The organism is Vibrio sp. 2092 (genome assembly GCF_033339635.1).
GTDB lineage: Bacteria > Pseudomonadota > Gammaproteobacteria > Enterobacterales > Vibrionaceae > Vibrio > Vibrio alginolyticus.
Genome location: NZ_JAWOUY010000021.1, coordinates 45,198 through 63,134 on the forward strand (window position 1 = coordinate 45,198; position 17,937 = coordinate 63,134).

A 17,937-nucleotide genomic window follows, 5' to 3' on the forward strand; every position below is an offset into this window, starting at 1 on the left:
TTATTTTATCAAATAATTGGTTTTCAATGAACAAAATTAATCAAATTAATAATTAACATAGTGATTGTTAAAAAAATGGTGTTCTTACCTAATAGTTTAACATTTCCTATAATGATCATTTTTTTTAGTTTAGATCTTGTACAACAGACTTTCCTTGATATAATTCGCAGATAAAAATCATTAGTCAATAAAAAAGTCAAGGAATATTAATGAGTAAAAGAATAATAGTGTTAGCGATAGCTTCGATAGCATCATCAACCACTGTGCAGGCTGAAGACCAGAACTTTACTGCCTCGCTTGAGATTATGGCTCCCATTTCGATCCAGGTCGTTAGAAACCTTGAGTTCGAATCCACCTTTGTTGGTCACAATGAACCAATTGTGACATCACCAAATTCTGCTAAAGCTGCTGTTTTTGCCGCGCAGGGTGCAGCAGGGTGGGAAGCTAGAGGTTATGTTGTTCAAAACAGTATCATCATGACAACGGGTAACGGACAAAATCATACGTTAATGATCCCAGTAGATAGATTCTCCTATGGCGGTGATATGGACTACAACGGTAGAACCCAATTCGACCATTTAGGTAAAATTGATAATCTTAGAGTTGGTGCTACAGCGCATGTTACGAATCATAACGTGAAAGGATTCTACCAAGGCACTGCCACTTTTAGACTTTGCTATCTTTAAGAAAAACGTCCTTGAGACAAGGACGTTAAACATCAACTTTTGTCCTTTTCTTATTGACCCACATCAATTTTGACTCGTTTCTTTGGTTATATAATCCATTTTTATTAATAAATTAAATGACAAAAGAAATGAATAACTATCAATACCATATATACCCATCAATGAGGTGTTCGCTTTCATGCCAGCACTGTTTTATTGATAAGAGCCTGATAAATTCAAAGGAAACCATGACCGAGGATCAATTCAAGATCGTCGCAGATAAGTTTTCCAGTCATTTCAAGGATTCAAAAGCTCAGTTTGCTGAGATTACGATTATTGGTGGCGAACCTACGTTAATCCCAAGTGATTTCTATCATGAAGTAATCCCATACCTAAGACAACGCTTCGAAGAAACTGGTAAGGGGTTTATGGTTTCGATAGTAACGAACTTACTTCACCTGCCGAATCTGGAAAGAATGAGGGATTTATTTGACCTTGTGGTTACGAGTTATGAACCAGCGAGATTCACCTCAGCAAATATGGTCGCAAGCATTGATCGTAAAAAAGAAACGTGGGAAAAGAATCTCAATATCTATCTTGAATCTGGTAAGCCTTTGTCCATATCTTTGGCTACAACACAAGATGTCATTGACGCAGGTACTGATTTGCTAGACAAGTTCCTAGATAAAGGAATTAGGTTTATTCAGCTAAATACCATAGTCCCTGAAGGAAAGATTATCGAGAATGAATTCGGTAACGAATTCTATGAAAGCCATGTCTCCGTTAGAACGGACGACCTGTCGATCCCGCTAAGAAATAGAAGAAAAATCGTAATTGAGAACGCAAAAATCATTCCTGACTTTAAGAGTGAAGCTGAATACCTCATTGCTGTTACTGAATGGCTCTATAAAAAGAGAATGGATGGGATTGATGTAAATGTCTATCCAGTAAATAGCTTTATTAGTGGAGTTGTTTACAACCATGAGATTGATGATATCTCGTGTTGTATCAACAAAGGTATGAATGTTCGTTTCGATGGTGCCATAACTGGGTGTGCTTCGGAAATTGGCAGTAAAAATATGCTTAGCTATGGAAATATCTATAAAGACAATGTGCAAGATATTGCGAACTCAGAAGCCAAGGAAATGCATAGCTCTATGGGGAGTCGTCTTGATAAAGAATGTCGTAAGTGTGAGTTTTTAAGTAACTGCTACGGCTCTTGCATGTTGAGAGCTAGATTCTGGAATGCGAAAGGCGATAAGGCAAACTGTCATGGTCTTAAGCCATTTATGGAGTACATCAGAAACCATCAAGAACGTCTATCGGTACTTTTGAATGATGAACACTAATCAAGATATAAAAATCGCTCAATACTATTTTTATCCAACCATGAACTGCTCCTTATCATGCGACCATTGCTTCATTGAAGAGGCTATGCGACATGATAAAACAAGAATGAGCGTAGAGCAGTTCAAAATCGTAGTAGATAAATACGCGGAACATTTTGTTAATTCTAACATTCAAAATGCTGAAATGACCATCATGGGGGGTGAACCAACACTGGTTGATGCCGAATTTTACCAAGAAGTTATCCCTTACATTCGTAGAAAGTTTGATTTTGAAAAGACAGGAAAGTACGCCTTCATTACTTTGATGACCAATTTTATGCATCTTTCCAAGCTTGAAAAAATTGCGGACTTATTCGACTTTATTGCCACCAGCTATGAGCCAAATAGATTTGATGAAAGAAAGTTTAAGGTTTGGGAACAAAACATAAAGGATTGGGTTGCTCGTGGTAAGCGCGTTGTGTTGTCTTTTACAACTACGCCTGATGTTATGGATAAAGGCGTTGAGCTTTTTGACTATTTCTATGACATTGGAGTTAGAAACTTTCAGATTAACAACGCAGTGCCTGGTGGTAGCTATCTTGAACACTCTATGTCCAAAGATGACTATGCAGTATATCTTTCTGATAAGAACGCTGAACACCTAAAGTTTTCGAGAAAAAGGAAACGATACAGTATTTCAAATAACATGCATATGGGGTTTCAGGCTGAGTCTGACTACTATGTTCTGATTACAGAATGGCTTCTAAACAAATCCAAAGAAGATGGGGGGTTACGGGTGGATCCTATTCATGGAATGATAGCAGACCTTCTTCATGACCAAGAGCTAGGGGATATAGCCTGTGGTTCTGGTAAGGGTTTCTCAACAAGAACGGATGGGTTAGTCACTGGCTGCGCTGCGGAAATTGGTAACTCGACCCCTCTTTCCTTTGGAAATATTTTCGAAGACAGTATTGTTGATATAGAAAATTCACCAGTAAGAACTCAGCAACTTTTTGCTAACGAGCGCTTACCTAAAACATGCTTAGCTTGTGAATTTGTTGATAATTGCAAAGGTGGATGTCAACAAAGGTCAAGGTTATGGGATCCCAAAAGTGGCTTAGAATGTCACGGATTAAAGTCGTTCCTTAGCTACATACAAAGTAATAATGAAAAATTAAAACGGATTTCAGATGAGCGTTAACGATCTTAAATATGAAAAAATTCCTAAAGGCACACAAAGATATGAGTATCTTTCTAAGGCAGTGCCTTACGGGGGGCATTTGGAGCCTACGAAATTAAGACCACCACTTTATGAAGTTAAACCTGACGTGCTAATCGTATCAGACGATTTCGAATTACTATTGTGCGCTCTGCTTAAGTATTTAAAAAAGGGTAAGTCAGTATACTTTCATCCAGTGATTCGGGATGGATTTTTATCCCAAAGCAATGACAGGCTTTGTTCGTTGATGAGCCAGTTGTTCACATTAAGCAGCGATGTGAGGACTCACTCACTTATGCTTCCTCCTAATGCTTCACTCTTTAAAGTAGAAAACGAATTGTTAGGTGAGGTTTCAACGCACTACACACAGTTGTTTGATTATGGTGACTCAGATAAGTCAGCCTTAAAGGATCCTAGAGTAGTGCATTACATGCATTTCATAAGCCTTATGTTTAGGCAAGAAAAAATGATTTGGTTCAATGAACTTCCTGGCTCATGGATCAGCCCATTATGGTCTAAAAGAATCATCACTCCACATTTAACTCATTGGATTGTAAATGATGAAAAGTAGTACTTATACCATTCAGTTTAGAATGACTAAAAAATGCAATGCTCAGTGTTCGTATTGTATAGCTCCACATTCATCAAACAGTAGAATGAGTGAGGATGATTTCAAGCGCTCAATTGATTACCTAGTGAATACTTACTTACCCTCAATAGGTTCAAAATCGGGAGATTACGTAGACCTAGAGTACGTTGGAGGTGAGATTTCACTCCTTCCTAGTCAGATGTTTATAAGCTGTATTGATTATGCCAGGGCGGTCTTTGAAAGGTCGGGATACAATTTTAAAGACGGTGCGCAAAGTAATTTTGTGGGGAATACCGAGAAGTTAAAGGAACTATGGGACAAGTTTGAAGGAAGAATGACTACATCAGTAGACCACTTTACTGATCAGAGAAGGTTTAAAGGAACTTCAGAGAATTACAGGAAAAGATTTGAAGTTAATGTAGTCGATGTATGTAAAAGTATTCCAACGGGTTCTGTATACGTACTTGATTTGAATGGTCTGCAAAATGCAGTAAAGGAAGCAAAAAAAGCTTTAAGTGAAGGCTATGCGATTGGTCTCTATCCAGCATACGAAGCGAACAATCCAGTTGATATTGCTCCCCTTGATAAAATGGCAAAGGCGCTGATAGAAATAATGGATGAATGGGTTCTTAACTATGACACCCCAATAGAACCTCTTGGTCACATTCTCAGAATGGTTTTAGAGGAAGACGAGAAACTGTGCGGTACAGGAGATTCTTGCCCTTTTGCTTATGGTTGTTCATCAAAATCGATATGCGTTGAACCAAATGGTGATATGTATGTTTGCATGGATATGGCGGAAACAAAACGTCATAAGCTTGGTAATGCAGTTGAGGGAGTCGCTGACTTCAAGCTGGTTCGAAAGCTTGCTAAACGAGGCATTAAGTCAAATTCAAAATGTATTGATTGCAAATACCGAAACTACTGCAAAGGTGGTTGTATGAATCATGCCATGATCAAGGGCGATGAGTATTCAGAAAGTTACTTTTGCGAAGTTTGGTTTGCGCTATTCGAACACTGTGAAAAATTAATTATTGCTCATGGAAAAGACAAGCTAAAAAAATGGTTTATGAGCCAAGATAAGGCAAAGTTCTATTGTTAGTAATTATACATAAATAAAGACAAAAGTAATTGACGGAGTTGCATTCATATGCCAGAATCATTAAAAATTTAATGTGATTTTGGAGTGAATATGGAGCTGTTAGCAAAACCTGAGTTGCTTGAGAGTATGCTGGTGGAGCATGGGGAATCCCTATCTCAAATCGACAGAGAAAACATCAAAGAGCTTATTAAAAAGGCTAAAACTTTAAGTCAATACCAGAAAGATATTGATGCCAAAGACTATTCAAAGTCTTTTGTGTTCATGAAGATTACTCCGAAGAAGGTTGAGCCTATGTATATGTATGGCTCACATGTTCCTAGTGACACAATTAATGAAATCTCAGTATGTTTTGCTAAAGGGAAGGATGGTAAGTGGGTTCCTGATGAGGATAATGTAATCCTTAGAGTCGCAATTTCTGAACGCGGTCTTTCAGATATGACTTTTGACCGTGAGAAGTATAAGGGTGAACCTGCAAACATCATTGAATTAAATGGTGTACCCCTACCTAAATATGAACCAAAGCAAACAGCAAGTGGTGAGTATTTTAAACGACTCAATGATAAGCATAGCAATATCAAAAAAGAAATCGAAGAAGCTCTTGAAGAGGCAGAGCGTATCAACAGTTCTACTTGCCTTTTAAACAAAAAAGATAAAGAGAAACTGCAATGGTTTGCAAGAACAGTATATGGCTATTCCACTGATGATCATGCTTTTGATTTTGAAATTATTGCAGAAAAGTTAGAGACGAATGCGCATCATGTTCGAACAGAAATTGCTAGTTCTATCAGTAGTTCGCTTTCAAGTGTTGTAGAGCATAAAGCTATCGCTTATGCAGATGACAACTCGTCTTCCTTTGATTCTCCATTAGCCTGTTACTACGAGTTAAATGCTCGAACAGAAAAAATTGAGTCCCTGTTAAGACTGGTAGAGAAAAGCAGAGACGTAGATTACATTGCTCAAGCTAGCAGATTGTTTGATAAAAACAGTCAGAAAAAGAATCTTCGTGGTGTTAACCAGGCAATGGTAAAAATCAACAATCCATCTGGTAGTCCACACTTTTTCTTCGGGGATTCTCGAATTGTTCAAGACTACTTTACTTTCACTTGTTCGTTCTCTAGCTACTCCACTGATAGTTATGGCGACCTGTACTACGAAGCTGAAACTGATATTTTGACTTTGAGTATGACTCGATACCAAATGATGGAACTGCTTCAATCATCACTTGGTGGCAACTGGGTTAAAGGCACGTTAACACGATTCCTTGGCGAAGGACTGTCGCTAGAATTAAAGAAAGCGCCGAAGATGATCGAGGAACCTCATAAGATTGAGATTCCTGAATCTTCAGAAACCTTGATGAAACTTGCTGCTGAGTTAGATTCATTGTTGAGTAGTTCATCCAAGTCTAAGAAACATAAAGAGGCGATTTTGAAGAAGGTTATGGAGATCAGCAACCTTTTTGAAGTTGAGTCTAAAGACCGCAGAGAGCGCTTTGATGTTACTGCTCAAACCGTATTTAATGACTACGCTCAAATTACATCTGAGAAGATTAATGACGTACTCCTAAGGTTTGGTGAGCGCTTGGAAGATAAGTCAAAAGGTTCATTGTCACAGCTCTTGATGCTTATCAACAAAAATAACTAACAATTAAAAAAGAAAAGGGGGCTGAAACAGCTCCCTTTTTATTGTATGAGAATAGATCTTTTAGGTATTTAAAGCGCATGTGTGAGCTTTTTGCATCTAAGAAAATCCAGACAGCTCATCAATGATTAAAATTCAGAATTCGCAGCTCGCATATGAGCTAAATCGAAATAATCTGGAATGAACGGGTCATGTGTTCTCTCTTTAACAATAATCTTCGAAAAATCAGACTAGGCTTGAGAATACTCGCTTAATCTCTCCGACCTTTGGTACATTGGCGAGGCGGATCATTGGCAGAACTCCATCACGAACTTGTTCAAGACCTTTACTATGGACAAGTCTATTGCCACTAGCCTGTTCCTTCACATACTCTTTAGTAGCAATCTCGCGATGAAATCTATTATGCCAACCACCATATTTATTAGGCTTACCATCTAGGAAGTGCTTTGGAGTGCATCCTGAGCATATCATTTCATTGTTTACAAACTCTTCTCCAAAGTACTTTTGCAAGTTTTTTCGCGTGTGGTACATGCATGTAGCAGTATTTTCGATTGAATGGCATCGATCACAGATAAAGGTAGGCATTAAAATTCTCGTTTTTATTATACATTAAAAAAGCACTATACCATTATTTTTTTATTAGTTAAAATAAATTTGACGACTTAATTATAGAACATATAATGATATCAAATTAATTGACTAATAAATTTAAGAATATGAAAAATAAAATATTACCCATATTGGCAGGTATGGCACTAACTGCAAGCTGCGCACAAGCTAGTGAGTGGGAATCGTTTATAAATAGCGATGATGTATACATAAAATTTGGCGGTTGGTCAAAACATGTAACTGAATCATTTGATAAGTATGAGTACAATGAAAGTCATAATGGTATTGGTTTAGAGTGGACGTTTTTTAAGTCGGAAAACAAAAAACATAACTTGAGCCTTGGTTACTTCCAAATGAAAGATTCTTTTGATATGGATAACAAACAGGGTGGAATTATATACACGTACAAGCCAGATACAGGTTATTATATTCTCGATAACATCAACTACAATTTAGCTTTGATGGTGATGGAGCGAGGATGGATACATCGATCTAAACCGCATTATAATCATTACTATTTTACGACAGAAGTAGACACAGTACCTTTACCGTACCTGACCTATAATATCACTGATTATTTGAATGTAGATATCATGTACATCCCTCAGTTTGATGAAGCCATGCCTAAGTCTACGTTTTTCATACGTGGTGGGTTCAAGCTCAATAAGATAAATGACTGGTTATAAGAATGAATCAAGAAATAGAAAGAAAATTTAGACTTACCAAAGAACAATTAGATGAGTTTCTGAAAAGATACTCCAGCAAATTAAGTTCTAGTTTTGAAATTGTACAATTTTACTTGGTAAACAAAGAGAAGCAAAAGTTAACAGTTGGGGTTAATGGCTGGGAAATATCTGTTAATGATGCCCAAATAACCATTCCACTTCTCGATGGTGAGTTTGAGAAAATAAATGAATTGAAACTAAGTGAAGAGAGCAATCTTATTGATTTACCTGAATCTTCTTGCAGATTCAGATTTAAGTGGGATATTGCAACAAAAGAAGTAAAAAAAATATTTACTTTTAAAATAGACTCAGAAGGTAAGCTTTTCGAATTTGAGTATGAAATATCAAAAGATGAAAAAACGGATATTGAATCTCTCTGCTCAGAAATAAATTCTAAGATTAGTAAGGTGAGACAGGTTTATTCTGTTGGTTCATTAAAATATGAATTAGACTTGTTTCATAACTTGGATGTTATTATTGTAGAGATCGAATTCAAATGCCAGGATGATGCAAACAATTTCGTCCCTGACTTTGAGTACGACTATGAAGCTACCAATATTAGATCTTTATCAAACCTTCAGTTGTCACTCATAATTGAAAATGCAATTGATTCAAAAAAACAAGCTTGAAGTTTTAGTAAGCAATATAAAAGAATCAGAAGTAAAAATCTGTAACGGTTGCTGAGGACATCTTAAGGGTCGTACCTAATAAAGATGAACTTATTGTAGAAGCATTAGTTCCTAGTAAGGATATAGGTTTTATAGAAAAGAACCAAGATGTTATAATAAAAGTGGATACTTATGACTTTGTAAAGCACGGATATTTGGTTGGTAAAACATATGACATCTCTAATGATTCAGTTGAGAATGAAAAGTTGGGGGTTGTATTCAAAGTAAAAATAAAAATAGAAAGTAATAAGATTAACTTGTCAGGTATGAAAGCAACCATAAGTTCGGGAATGTCAGTAACAGTAGATATAAAAACTGGAAAAAGAAAAATCATAGAGTTTTTCTTAAACCCTATAAAAAGAACTATAAAAGAGAGTGTCTCAGAAAGGTGATACAAAATGAAATTAAATATACTCTGCATTTATGAGATATTCTTAAATTACTTAAGGGAATTGAAGAATAGTGAGGTTGGAATTGTTACGATAGTGTTATTTACTACACCTGTTATTCTATCTCTCATATCAATAATTTTTGCATCTGATCTTATTTTGTTTATGGTTGATAATTTTTGGAAATTGATTCTAATATATATGTGTATATTTTATATTGTAAGTTCAAAAGATGATGGGAAACATAAAGGAAATACAGGAAATAAGTTTTGCATAGCAGTTATCCCATTATTGATTTTATGGACTTATGCAGGAGATATTAAAGGTGAAAAACTTATTAGTATAGAGAATAATGTTAAATTTGGTCATAACACTGATTATAAGGGGAAGGTAAGGTATTGTAATATATATAATGAAGATATTCGAGTAAGCACAAATAATCATATAGATGTATTCTGTGGTGAAAAAAACAATAAGTTTAATGTTGAGTTGAGGCAGTCAAGACTTGGCTTTTATAAATTTAAATATATATGTAAAAATAACATATGCTTAAATAGCTGGAATAAATAAAAAACAATAGGTGGTGGAATATACAATAAATACACAGATTTTGCAGATTCAATGTTAGAATTAATCAAGGATGGAAGTGTAATTCTTTCTTGCTACGATACTTTTACGAGTTTTTGCTTTTGGCAAACGTATTCTCTTTAATGTAATGTATCAGTCGTTTCTTTAGCACTTTAGCTGCATTTGAGTTAGCATGAAGAAATAATTTCATTCATAATAATAAATCCATTTATTTTTAATGGTAAATGAATTCAATCAAAATGAAAAGACCGTCAATGTGTATTGACGGTCTATTGCACTTTATATCGAATTAACTGAATTACAGGAATTTCGCGATCTTAGGCGTACCTGTTAGACGGTTGACGATAGGAACAAAAATCTTGTTTAGCTTTTTAGCTTCATCATCTGAAATAAAATCAGGAAAATCTTTGATAAAGTTAGGTGCATCTTTCACGAAGATCTCGTGGCTCTTTTCACCCTTAAATAGCAAGAACTTAGCGTCACCTGCTTCTTTTACGTTCACAGAAAGCTTCCCGTAAACATCACCTGCTTGGAAAGAACGTACAAAATGTGTGTCGTTGCTGCTGCCTTTATCAACTAGAGTGCCTAGAGATTTTGTTTTTTCATTCAGAATTTTAACTAAAGACATTAAGTATCCTTTTTAGATTTATTCATTAATTGATTCATCGTCATTATAACAATAAAGACTGGAGAGTAAAGCATTTTTTATCACGAATAAAAACTTTTTAAGGGGAGAAAAGTAGCTATTGAGAATGAGCCTCATAGAGGCTCTGTTAATCATGTTTAAGCTGGATGCCTATTGAGGACAATAGCTGATCGGTTTTAGCAAGGTCTTTACCATGACCATTTATCATTAAGCTGTGTATTGGATACTGATCTCTTGGTATCAATCCGCACATTATAGAAGCTAGCGTTTTATGGTTGTCTGTTAACTTTCTCAACTTAGTTTCAGAGTCAGCTTCTAACACTGCCTTAATTGGCTTTGTGCAGTTCATATTAAGATGTTCGGCACTTAGTGTATCTGCCAAAGTGTTTGCTTCGGATTCTGTCTTTGCATATCCGTGATTTATTAGAATTTCTGTTAACGTGCTCATATGTACTTTGAGTAGTTTGGAAACGCGGTGGAGTATAGCATATAGGGATTATAGTTGAAGAAAGAATTTATACAGAATCGCTTGCATATCCCATACCTTAGTGCAATAATTGAATTAAGGTAAGGTTAGGAAATTTGTTATGAAATCAGAAGTAGTTAGTGAACATAAAGTGTCGGGTGGCTTTCTTAGTGTCTTCAGTCTTTCACTAAAAACACCTAAAATTAATGATGTCGGTCACATCGTTCAAACACGCGAAGTTGTGCGACAATCCAACTCAGTATTCGTTTTACCATATGATCCAAAATCAGGTGACTTCTTAGCGGTTCTACAGCATCGAGCTGGCGCGATTGATGAAGAAAGCACATTAGTGATTGAACCTGTCGCAGGTCGAATTGATAAAGACTTAACGCCTTCGTCAATTGCAGTTGCTGAATTAGAAGAAGAAGCGGGTCTCAAATGTGAAGTATGTGACCTAGTGTATCTTGGAGATATGCTATTAAGCCCTGGTGCTTCAACTGAGAAGGGAAGCTTTTATTTAATGCCATGTGACCTCTCTGATATCCAATCAGAAACTAAGCATGGGTTAGAGGAAGAAGGAGAAGATATCTTGTTGCTTAAGTTAAACCTGAATAGCGATGAGTATGGTTATTTACCTTCTTTGCCATTGGGGTTTCTAACATCGCAAGCCAAGATTAGAGTATAGGAATCTCAGAAACTCATTTATTAATCGACATCTTTGGTGTCGATTTTTTATTACCATTAACGAAATTTAATTTTGTTTGGCAAAATTTTCTTAGATGTTATAATTTCCGTGAAATTTAATAATAAAAAACGGAATAATAATATGAAAGAATTAAAACTAATTGAAAAATCAGATAAGTGTGTTTCTAAGGTTAGAGATTATATTGCAGATAAGTTCGGGGTAATACTTACTCTGGAGCAAATAACTACAATATACGATCAGCCCGTCAAATTTTGGGAAGAAGTTGATTCTTTAGAAAAGCTTGAAAGAAACAAGCTAAGTATTAAAGCTCAAGGTTACATCCATCACTATTTCTGGACTCGTCTAACAGGTACTCTTGCCCCTCATAGCATGAGAAGTGAGGATTTTGAAAAGATAAAATCCATCACCAGCGGGTATGATTGGGAGACCAAACTTCACAATTATGAAAAGGTTATTAATGAGCGATTTAAATCATCATTTTAAACTTTAAAGCCAGAATTATGTTCTGGCTTTATTTACTTTTAATCTGAGAGGTGTATAATAAAAATAAATTCGGAGGGTTAGAAATGAAAGAAAAACTTAATAGCGCGTCTCGATATCTAAATCCAGGTCTAGTTAATCGACTTATGTCGAGCAACATTGAAGCAACTGTCCTTAATGACGGTACAGTACTTGTTTGCGGTAGTGAGTTTAGACTTTCCGAAAATAGCACTTTCAAACAAGGAGATGTTCTGATTGTCTCTTTAGAAAAAGATATTGTTGCAGAACTCAAGTCAGAGAAAGAAGCCCAAAAAGAACTTAGAGTCCGTGAAGCCGAAGAAGCTAAAGCGAAAATTAAAAAAGAGTCATGCAAGTACATTTCAGAAGAAAAGCTCATTATTGATGGGTTTATTTCGAACTCACCAAGCACTAAAGATATCCTTGAGATTTTAGAGAGCAAGCTTGAAACCTTCCGTGTTAAAACCAAATTATGTAACAACTCCAGAGCATCAGGAATCGATTACGATCTGAAATATGCCTTAATGCTTGCTAGCAAAGAGGTCGTTGAATATTTGCTTGAGCGAGTAATCAAGCTAAATCCTGAAGACTTTGAAAAGTATTACGCATACAGTCCAAATGAGAATGTTGGTTCTGGTGGTAAGTATCACTTAGCCTTGACTAAACCACTAAAAATTGGTCGCTTAAAACGAGAATCTGGACAAATTATTTGTAGTCCTAACAAAGATTTTTGGGGGCTGGATTTGAGAGATGATAAGGTAATTGATCTTGGAGTCTGCAAAAAGTGTCTTGAAACGGCTATTAAACTTAGTGGTTGGAGCTAGGTAATAATGCTAGATTAAGTCTTTATCATCAATAGACTGGAGTGATAATGAGATCTGTTAGATTTAGAAGGAAACGTGGAGAATCAACATTTAACCTAGATATCCCAAAAGGAATTAAAGGTAACGATATTTATATTCCTGATCTGGTTAATGTTGGTGGTGATTACTTTGGCGATATGGACATTGCTAAAATAGAAACCTCTAAAAATGATGATCAATCAATCATGATTAATTTCAAGGATGGTCGTAAGGCAAAACTCAGAGGTTGTATGGAAGAAGTTCGTGGAAATATTGAACTACAGCCTCTAGAAGTAGGACAAGTGGTTAGTTTGAAGTTCGAAAGGGATTATGAAGCAATCCCTTTTGTCGTTACTGTCATTGAATAATTCACAATCAAGGTGCTTAAGTAGTTAAATTGAACGAGAGTGAGCGCAATCCCCTTCCTTTAGGTAGGGGTGAGCGAACATGAAAACAAAACCAGATTATTTCTTGTTTTCACTAAAAACCTTGTTGCCACAGAAAGTGTCGCGTGATAATTTAAGGTTTTCATTAATCTAATGTTTTTCGGGATTTACCTTGGCAATATTAGGCTTTTGCTACAATATTTCTGATAAACTCAATCCAGAGCAAGCCACACTTTTTGCTCAATGGATTGGTGCTGCCAATGTGATCCGTAATCAAAAGATTAACGAATATAAAACCTTTCTAAAAAACGAAACACCAGAGCTTATCGCTCAAGGTTACGCTTCAATCAAAAACAATCCTGAGCTTTTATTTTTAAAAGACATTCCAGTTCAACTTCTACGTAATGCAGCAAGTTCAGTTTTCTCTGATGCGGAAGCCGCGAGAAAAGGACTTAGGAAGTTTCCAAAAATTAAAAACAAGTTTAAAAAACGAAGTGTTATTTTAACTAAAGAAATGTTCTTTATTGAGCCTTTCGATAATGGCTCTCGGATCGTGATTAACAATCATGCCAAAGCGAAGCGAAGAATTGTGTTTTCATTGGTTATTCCCCACAAGCCTGAGCAAATCGGGAATCAAATCAGGCTTTCACGACAAGGTGCGAAATTCACTTTATCTGGTAGCTTTGATGATGGTCTCTTGGTTTTAGATGAGAAACAAATCCTTTCAGATTTGTCGCATTTATCTTATGAAGAGCTTGAGCTTAAAACCACTGGTGTTGATAGAGGTGTTGCGCTTCACCTTTGTTCTAGTGATGGATTTTCCGTTACTTACAGCCCTGAAGAAATAGCGCGTAAAAAGCGCAGAGCGAAAAAGATAGCGCATTATCAGCGCATCCTCGCTCGCAAGAAGCGATTAAGCAAGAACAAAACTAAAGCTTGTGAAACGAATCAACAACGCATTGTACAAACCAGGATCAGCCGTATTCAGGCGAAAGAGTCCGATTGCCGAAAAAATCATAATCACCATATTTCAAAAGCATTAGTCGAAAGTTCCAATCAAATTATCGGTCTGGAAGATTTGAATTTAACGGGCATGACTAAACGTGCCACACCTAAGAAAAAAGAAGATGGAAAAGGATATGCCAGAAACCGAGCCAAAGCGAAAAGCAGTCTAAATCGATCACTGCTTGGCGTTGCGTTAGGTCAATTGGCTACTTACATCGCGTATAAAGCCCGTAAAGCGGGTAAAATTGCAATTAGCGAGCTGAATCCAATGAATAGCTCAAAAGAGTGTGCTTGCTGTGGGAGCTTAAATACAGAGCGTCCAGACCAAGCGACTTTTATCTGTTTGTCATGTGGGAACAGAGATAATGCTGACTCAAATGCAGCTAAAGTGCTAAAGAAACGACTGATACATTACATTAAAGAGAATACGTTTGCCAAAAGCAAAACTCGTAAAAGTATCGTAGCAAGAAAGAAAAAACTGGCTGACAGAACCGACACCAGTATAAAAACGAGAGACAAAGAAAGCGCGGTGCTAACGCCTTAGTGATGTTAGCCATAAGACCATAGAACGATGGCACCTTTCGTCTGATATTTTATATCGGAAATGTTTCTAACAGGATGAATATTTGAGCTTCGGCATCAATTATTCAGAAACCCAGCACTTTAGGGCTGGGAGGTTCATCATCATGCTCTTTTCCTTACCTACATAGAACTCCTGATCGATATAGTTCATGGACTCTATGTTACACATAAAGACCAGAATTTCATATGCTTAGAGTGTGTGTGGTGCTACATTTTACCGATGGTGTATGCAGGGGTTTTCTCAAATCCCCAATAAAACCTGTTAGAAGCCAATTCGCCATTAACATATCGTGCGGTGCAGAAGGATTCATTCGGTTTTAAAGATACGAGTACATCATCACACCAACAGAACACTGTTCCTTCTTCTAGCATTCCTAGTTTTTGCTCAATAGTTTCAGATTTCTCGAATTCGATTTCAGGATCGTTTTCTAAGATAGCTGATGAAATTGCAGCAGACACAAAGTTAATTTGCTCAGAATAAGGGCTATTAGCACCAATGTGTAAGTTTAAAAAAATATGAAGCAAGGTATTTAATGACTTAGCATCTTCATTAAGCTCATCAAAGTTCAAAGAGTCAACCACTTGAATATGAGTATTTGCAGCCTCAAGATCGATACAAGCGGATTGGATTAGCTCTTTGATTTGTTGCTTAGTAGGAATCATGTTCTTCATCATTATCGACCATCTTATAGGTTAGAGGAAAGTAGCAATTCAGCAGCATTATAAGCGATGTACTGAATTTGTTCATCATCGAATCGGTTTTTGTAAATTCGACAAGCTTCACGTTGAAACTGATTTACATAATCATCGATAAAACCATTTGAACTATTGTTTGAGTCAACATTGAATTTATCACAAGAAAAAGAACTTTTACTATTTACTGCCAAAGTTTGACCTTTAGATAGATTAGTTCTTGATGCTTTTAGAAACTTATGCAGCTCTTGTTTAGAGACTGTACGAAATTCCTCTGCTAGAACCTTGTTCTCTGCGAGTAAGATTTCTTCCTCAGTAAGAGATCTTGGCTTTAAGTGCTTACCGAGAAGCAAGTCATTAGCAGAATAGCTTGAGCTATTGCTCTCATAAACATGTGTTCTTTGTTCAAAAGGAAGGTCTTGACGTACAGACGCGCTCAAATGAGAAAAAAAGATTGAGCTGAACATAACAGCGCAGGCTGTAAGTAACCATCCAATTGTTCTTTGTTCTTTTTGAACTTCGTTACGCATCTTAATCCTAAACCTTTTCTTTGTTTTTCTTAATTATACACAAGCAATATAGAAAGTAAAGTTTATTTGCCAATCTCGGAATTAATAATTAAACAATCTATAGATTATTGTTGAAACGTTGCAACGAAAAATTATAAAATCATTAATAATTAAATAATAGGAATAAATAAAATGATTAAAAAATTAAGTGTTTTGGCGTTGATATCAATTTCCTCTACTGCATTTGCAGGAAATCTAGATCCTAACTCTGCTGTATTTGGAACTGGTGTCGTTTATCGAGTAGTTGATGGCGATACAATGATAGTAACAGCCGACAGTCGAGGTGTTTACGATCAGCTAAAAGGCGCTGCAACAAAAAATAAAGAGAAAAAGCACTTTAATGATAAATATGGTAGTTTTAAAGTTCGAATAGGAAACATTAACACACCTGAGTCAGTACATAGAAACCAAGCAAAAAATACCGTTGAAGGTAAGTACGCTTCTGATTATGTGAAGAAGAACTGGGAAAAACAAGAAGTAAGTTTTGTATGTTGGGACTTTGGACACTATGGTCGTCCTATCTGCTCTCTGAGCAGTAACGGGATTGATCTGGGCGCTGATCTTATTGAAAAGGGTTACTCAACCTACGAGTACAAATGGGGAAAACACCCATTCTTGCATAGCATGTATATGAAAAAAATGATGGAAAAGTAAAACTAAGACCCCTCTACGAGGGGTTTTTTATTGCTCTTATTATTTCTACGTGGTTAAATATTATATGTAAATATATTGTAAATATTATCAAATAAATATCAATATAAAATCAATAACATATAATAAATTAGGAAATTATAATGAAGCAAATTAAAACAGGTATAAAAACTGGAGATAAGAAAAAGCATGATGGGGAAGAGCCGCAACTACGCAGGATCGCTATCGATATCCCTAGCTCTTCTGGAAGTAGTGTTAGAGTAAGCTTAGTAGAAATCACTTTAGTATTAACTATTATAGTAGTAATGGTTTTAATGGCTCTTTCTATGGCTTCAGATCTAAAAACTGCCCACAACGAGATTACTTCTAATAGTTATACTGATTTACTGCATAAGGGGCATCCTATAGCGCCTCAAGAAACAGATATTAATTACACAAATCACTATCGAGTTTACACATTTAGAGATCAAACAGAGTGCTTTAATGTAAACAAAGAAAAGTACAGATCTACAGGTAAGACAAGAAGTGTTTTTTACACTCAATTCCATGCTAGTTGCGATACTATAATGAATAGAATTTATGACTTTCATTATAAATACAACAAAGATAAAGCTCGGATTTTTGGGTTAAGTGTTTTTAAGGGAACTGGTGTCGAACGATACTATCCAGTCTATAAAAATGAAAAAGGTGAATTAGTATACCTTGGTGGTATTCCAGCTACGTATGACTTCATCGAAGTTTCAAATGACAAGAACAGTCTTGGTTACAATATAGATATGTTCAATGAATCATACAAAATGGTTGGTGTTCAATGACAAAAAAAGTGAACGGTCATATAACAGTGTCTAAGCCTCAAAAAATAATTCTTGTATCCTTAATAATATTTCTTGGTGTGCTAATAAATTGTTATGAAATCAAAATAGATGAAAGTCATCAAAACAGGAAAGAACCCGATGAAAACTATCTTGTCGTAGCAAAGCCAAACAGTAGAACTGGGTATAAAGGTATAGACAGGTACAGGGTTTACACTTATGCATCGAAGGAAGATTGTGAAGCTGCTAATTCCAAAACATACTCAACTTACCGTCAATTTCGACTATCCTGCGATGAGATTAAGCAGAAAGCTGACTTATTCCATAACAAATTTGGCAATCGTGGTAATAACGTAGTTGGATTCAGTATTTTTAAATCGAATTATCTAGAGAGGTATTTCCCGATTTATGAAAGTGACGAAGGAGATCTGATTTATCTTGGGGGGCTACCAGCCACATATGACTTTATTGAAGTGTCGAAGGGTGTAACAAACGACCTTGGATACGACATCAACACGTTTAACAACGTATATGCAATAAATGGTGTTGAATGAATGTATA

At 36.0% G+C, this 17,937-nt stretch carries 22 protein-coding genes and 1 pseudogene; 18 read left to right on the top strand and 5 right to left on the bottom strand.

The annotated features are described in order from the left end of the window. Positions 1–227: 227 nt before the first annotated feature. The 6 genes from R7P80_RS24900 to R7P80_RS24925 all read left to right on the top strand — a co-directional run bounded on the left by R7P80_RS24900 (position 228) and on the right by R7P80_RS24925 (position 6,544). Complete coding sequence (locus tag R7P80_RS24900; RefSeq protein WP_318096823.1) at positions 228–686, top strand: hypothetical protein; 459 nt, start codon at positions 228–230, stop codon at positions 684–686. Positions 687–913: 227 nt separating this feature from the next. Further along, on the top strand, positions 914–2,014 hold the full coding sequence (locus R7P80_RS24905; RefSeq protein ID WP_044129067.1) for an SPASM domain-containing protein: 1,101 nt from the start codon (positions 914–916) through the stop codon (positions 2,012–2,014). Next, a complete protein-coding gene (locus R7P80_RS24910) occupies positions 2,001–3,194 on the top strand; it encodes a radical SAM protein (protein ID WP_318096824.1) in 1,194 nt (397 codons plus the stop codon). Before R7P80_RS24905 ends, R7P80_RS24910 begins: the two co-directional genes overlap by 14 nt. Then, positions 3,184–3,783, top strand: a complete 600-nt coding sequence (locus R7P80_RS24915) for a hypothetical protein (protein ID WP_053317318.1) — start codon at positions 3,184–3,186, stop codon at positions 3,781–3,783. The genes R7P80_RS24910 and R7P80_RS24915 overlap by 11 nt, the downstream gene beginning before the upstream one ends. Next, positions 3,770–4,903 carry an SPASM domain-containing protein gene (locus tag R7P80_RS24920; protein ID WP_318096825.1) on the top strand — a complete coding sequence of 378 codons (1,134 nt, stop codon included), beginning with the start codon at positions 3,770–3,772 and terminating at the stop codon, positions 4,901–4,903. Before R7P80_RS24915 ends, R7P80_RS24920 begins: the two co-directional genes overlap by 14 nt. 90 nt (positions 4,904–4,993) lie before the next feature. Then, complete coding sequence (locus R7P80_RS24925) at positions 4,994–6,544, top strand: hypothetical protein (RefSeq protein ID WP_318096826.1); 1,551 nt, start codon at positions 4,994–4,996, stop codon at positions 6,542–6,544. A 222-nt stretch (positions 6,545–6,766) separates the two neighbouring features. Here R7P80_RS24925 and R7P80_RS24930 read toward each other — a convergent pair whose 3' ends face one another. Then, positions 6,767–7,126 carry a hypothetical protein gene (locus R7P80_RS24930; protein WP_318096827.1) on the bottom strand — a complete coding sequence of 120 codons (360 nt, stop codon included), beginning with the start codon at positions 7,124–7,126 and terminating at the stop codon, positions 6,767–6,769. A gap of 131 nt (positions 7,127–7,257) precedes the next feature. On the opposite strand from R7P80_RS24930, the gene R7P80_RS24935 reads away from it, so the two are divergent. The 4 genes and pseudogenes from R7P80_RS24935 to R7P80_RS24950 all read left to right on the top strand — a co-directional run bounded on the left by R7P80_RS24935 (position 7,258) and on the right by R7P80_RS24950 (position 9,502). Continuing rightward, positions 7,258–7,836 (top strand): hypothetical protein, encoded by a 579-nt coding sequence (locus tag R7P80_RS24935; protein WP_318096828.1) that lies wholly within the window; start codon positions 7,258–7,260, stop codon positions 7,834–7,836. A gap of 2 nt (positions 7,837–7,838) precedes the next feature. Next, the gene (locus R7P80_RS24940) at positions 7,839–8,504 is read left to right on the top strand and encodes a hypothetical protein (RefSeq protein WP_318096829.1); all 666 of its coding nucleotides are present in this window, start codon (positions 7,839–7,841) and stop codon (positions 8,502–8,504) included. Between the two features lie 53 nt (positions 8,505–8,557). Further along, positions 8,558–8,935, top strand: a pseudogene (locus R7P80_RS24945) (HlyD family efflux transporter periplasmic adaptor subunit); the annotation flags it as partial. 6 nt (positions 8,936–8,941) lie between these two features. Then, a complete protein-coding gene (locus R7P80_RS24950) occupies positions 8,942–9,502 on the top strand; it encodes a hypothetical protein (RefSeq protein ID WP_318096830.1) in 561 nt (186 codons plus the stop codon). Positions 9,503–9,818: 316 nt separating this feature from the next. Here the strand turns inward: R7P80_RS24950 and R7P80_RS24955 are convergent, their stop codons facing one another. Both R7P80_RS24955 and R7P80_RS24960 read right to left on the bottom strand, forming a co-directional pair. Next, entirely contained in the window at positions 9,819–10,148 is a 330-nt protein-coding gene (locus R7P80_RS24955) for a hypothetical protein (RefSeq protein WP_318096831.1), read from the bottom strand. Between the two features lie 145 nt (positions 10,149–10,293). Further along, positions 10,294–10,614, bottom strand: coding sequence for a hypothetical protein (locus R7P80_RS24960; RefSeq protein ID WP_318086789.1), 321 nt, complete (start codon positions 10,612–10,614; stop codon positions 10,294–10,296). A 139-nt stretch (positions 10,615–10,753) separates the two neighbouring features. Here R7P80_RS24960 and R7P80_RS24965 point away from each other — a divergent pair, with 139 nt between their 5' ends. The 5 genes from R7P80_RS24965 (at position 10,754) to R7P80_RS24985 (ending at position 14,613) form a co-directional block, all read left to right on the top strand. Then, positions 10,754–11,317, top strand: a complete 564-nt coding sequence (locus R7P80_RS24965) for an NUDIX hydrolase (RefSeq protein ID WP_048516162.1) — start codon at positions 10,754–10,756, stop codon at positions 11,315–11,317. Positions 11,318–11,458: 141 nt separating this feature from the next. Continuing rightward, positions 11,459–11,821, top strand: a complete 363-nt coding sequence (locus tag R7P80_RS24970; RefSeq protein ID WP_045594272.1) for a hypothetical protein — start codon at positions 11,459–11,461, stop codon at positions 11,819–11,821. Positions 11,822–11,904: 83 nt separating this feature from the next. Further along, a complete protein-coding gene (locus tag R7P80_RS24975) occupies positions 11,905–12,660 on the top strand; it encodes a hypothetical protein (protein WP_318096832.1) in 756 nt (251 codons plus the stop codon). Between the two features lie 47 nt (positions 12,661–12,707). Then, positions 12,708–13,046 (top strand): hypothetical protein, encoded by a 339-nt coding sequence (locus tag R7P80_RS24980; protein WP_054390400.1) that lies wholly within the window; start codon positions 12,708–12,710, stop codon positions 13,044–13,046. 190 nt (positions 13,047–13,236) lie between these two features. Next, positions 13,237–14,613, top strand: a complete 1,377-nt coding sequence (locus R7P80_RS24985) for a transposase (RefSeq protein ID WP_318096833.1) — start codon at positions 13,237–13,239, stop codon at positions 14,611–14,613. A gap of 245 nt (positions 14,614–14,858) precedes the next feature. Here R7P80_RS24985 and R7P80_RS24990 read toward each other — a convergent pair whose 3' ends face one another. Together R7P80_RS24990 and R7P80_RS24995 are read right to left on the bottom strand one after the other, a co-directional pair. Then, positions 14,859–15,326: a hypothetical protein gene (locus tag R7P80_RS24990; protein WP_318096834.1), complete on the bottom strand. Its 468-nt coding sequence runs from the start codon at positions 15,324–15,326 to the stop codon at positions 14,859–14,861. An 11-nt stretch (positions 15,327–15,337) separates the two neighbouring features. Continuing rightward, positions 15,338–15,874: a hypothetical protein gene (locus R7P80_RS24995; protein WP_318096835.1), complete on the bottom strand. Its 537-nt coding sequence runs from the start codon at positions 15,872–15,874 to the stop codon at positions 15,338–15,340. A 171-nt stretch (positions 15,875–16,045) separates the two neighbouring features. Here R7P80_RS24995 and R7P80_RS25000 point away from each other — a divergent pair, with 171 nt between their 5' ends. The 3 genes from R7P80_RS25000 (at position 16,046) to R7P80_RS25010 (ending at position 17,930) form a co-directional block, all read left to right on the top strand. Next, positions 16,046–16,567 carry a thermonuclease family protein gene (locus R7P80_RS25000; protein ID WP_048516159.1) on the top strand — a complete coding sequence of 174 codons (522 nt, stop codon included), beginning with the start codon at positions 16,046–16,048 and terminating at the stop codon, positions 16,565–16,567. Positions 16,568–16,707: 140 nt separating this feature from the next. After that, the gene (locus R7P80_RS25005) at positions 16,708–17,379 is read left to right on the top strand and encodes a hypothetical protein (protein WP_053317326.1); all 672 of its coding nucleotides are present in this window, start codon (positions 16,708–16,710) and stop codon (positions 17,377–17,379) included. Further along, on the top strand, positions 17,376–17,930 hold the full coding sequence (locus R7P80_RS25010; protein ID WP_318096836.1) for a hypothetical protein: 555 nt from the start codon (positions 17,376–17,378) through the stop codon (positions 17,928–17,930). The genes R7P80_RS25005 and R7P80_RS25010 overlap by 4 nt, the downstream gene beginning before the upstream one ends. The last annotated feature ends 7 nt before the right edge of the window (positions 17,931–17,937 follow it).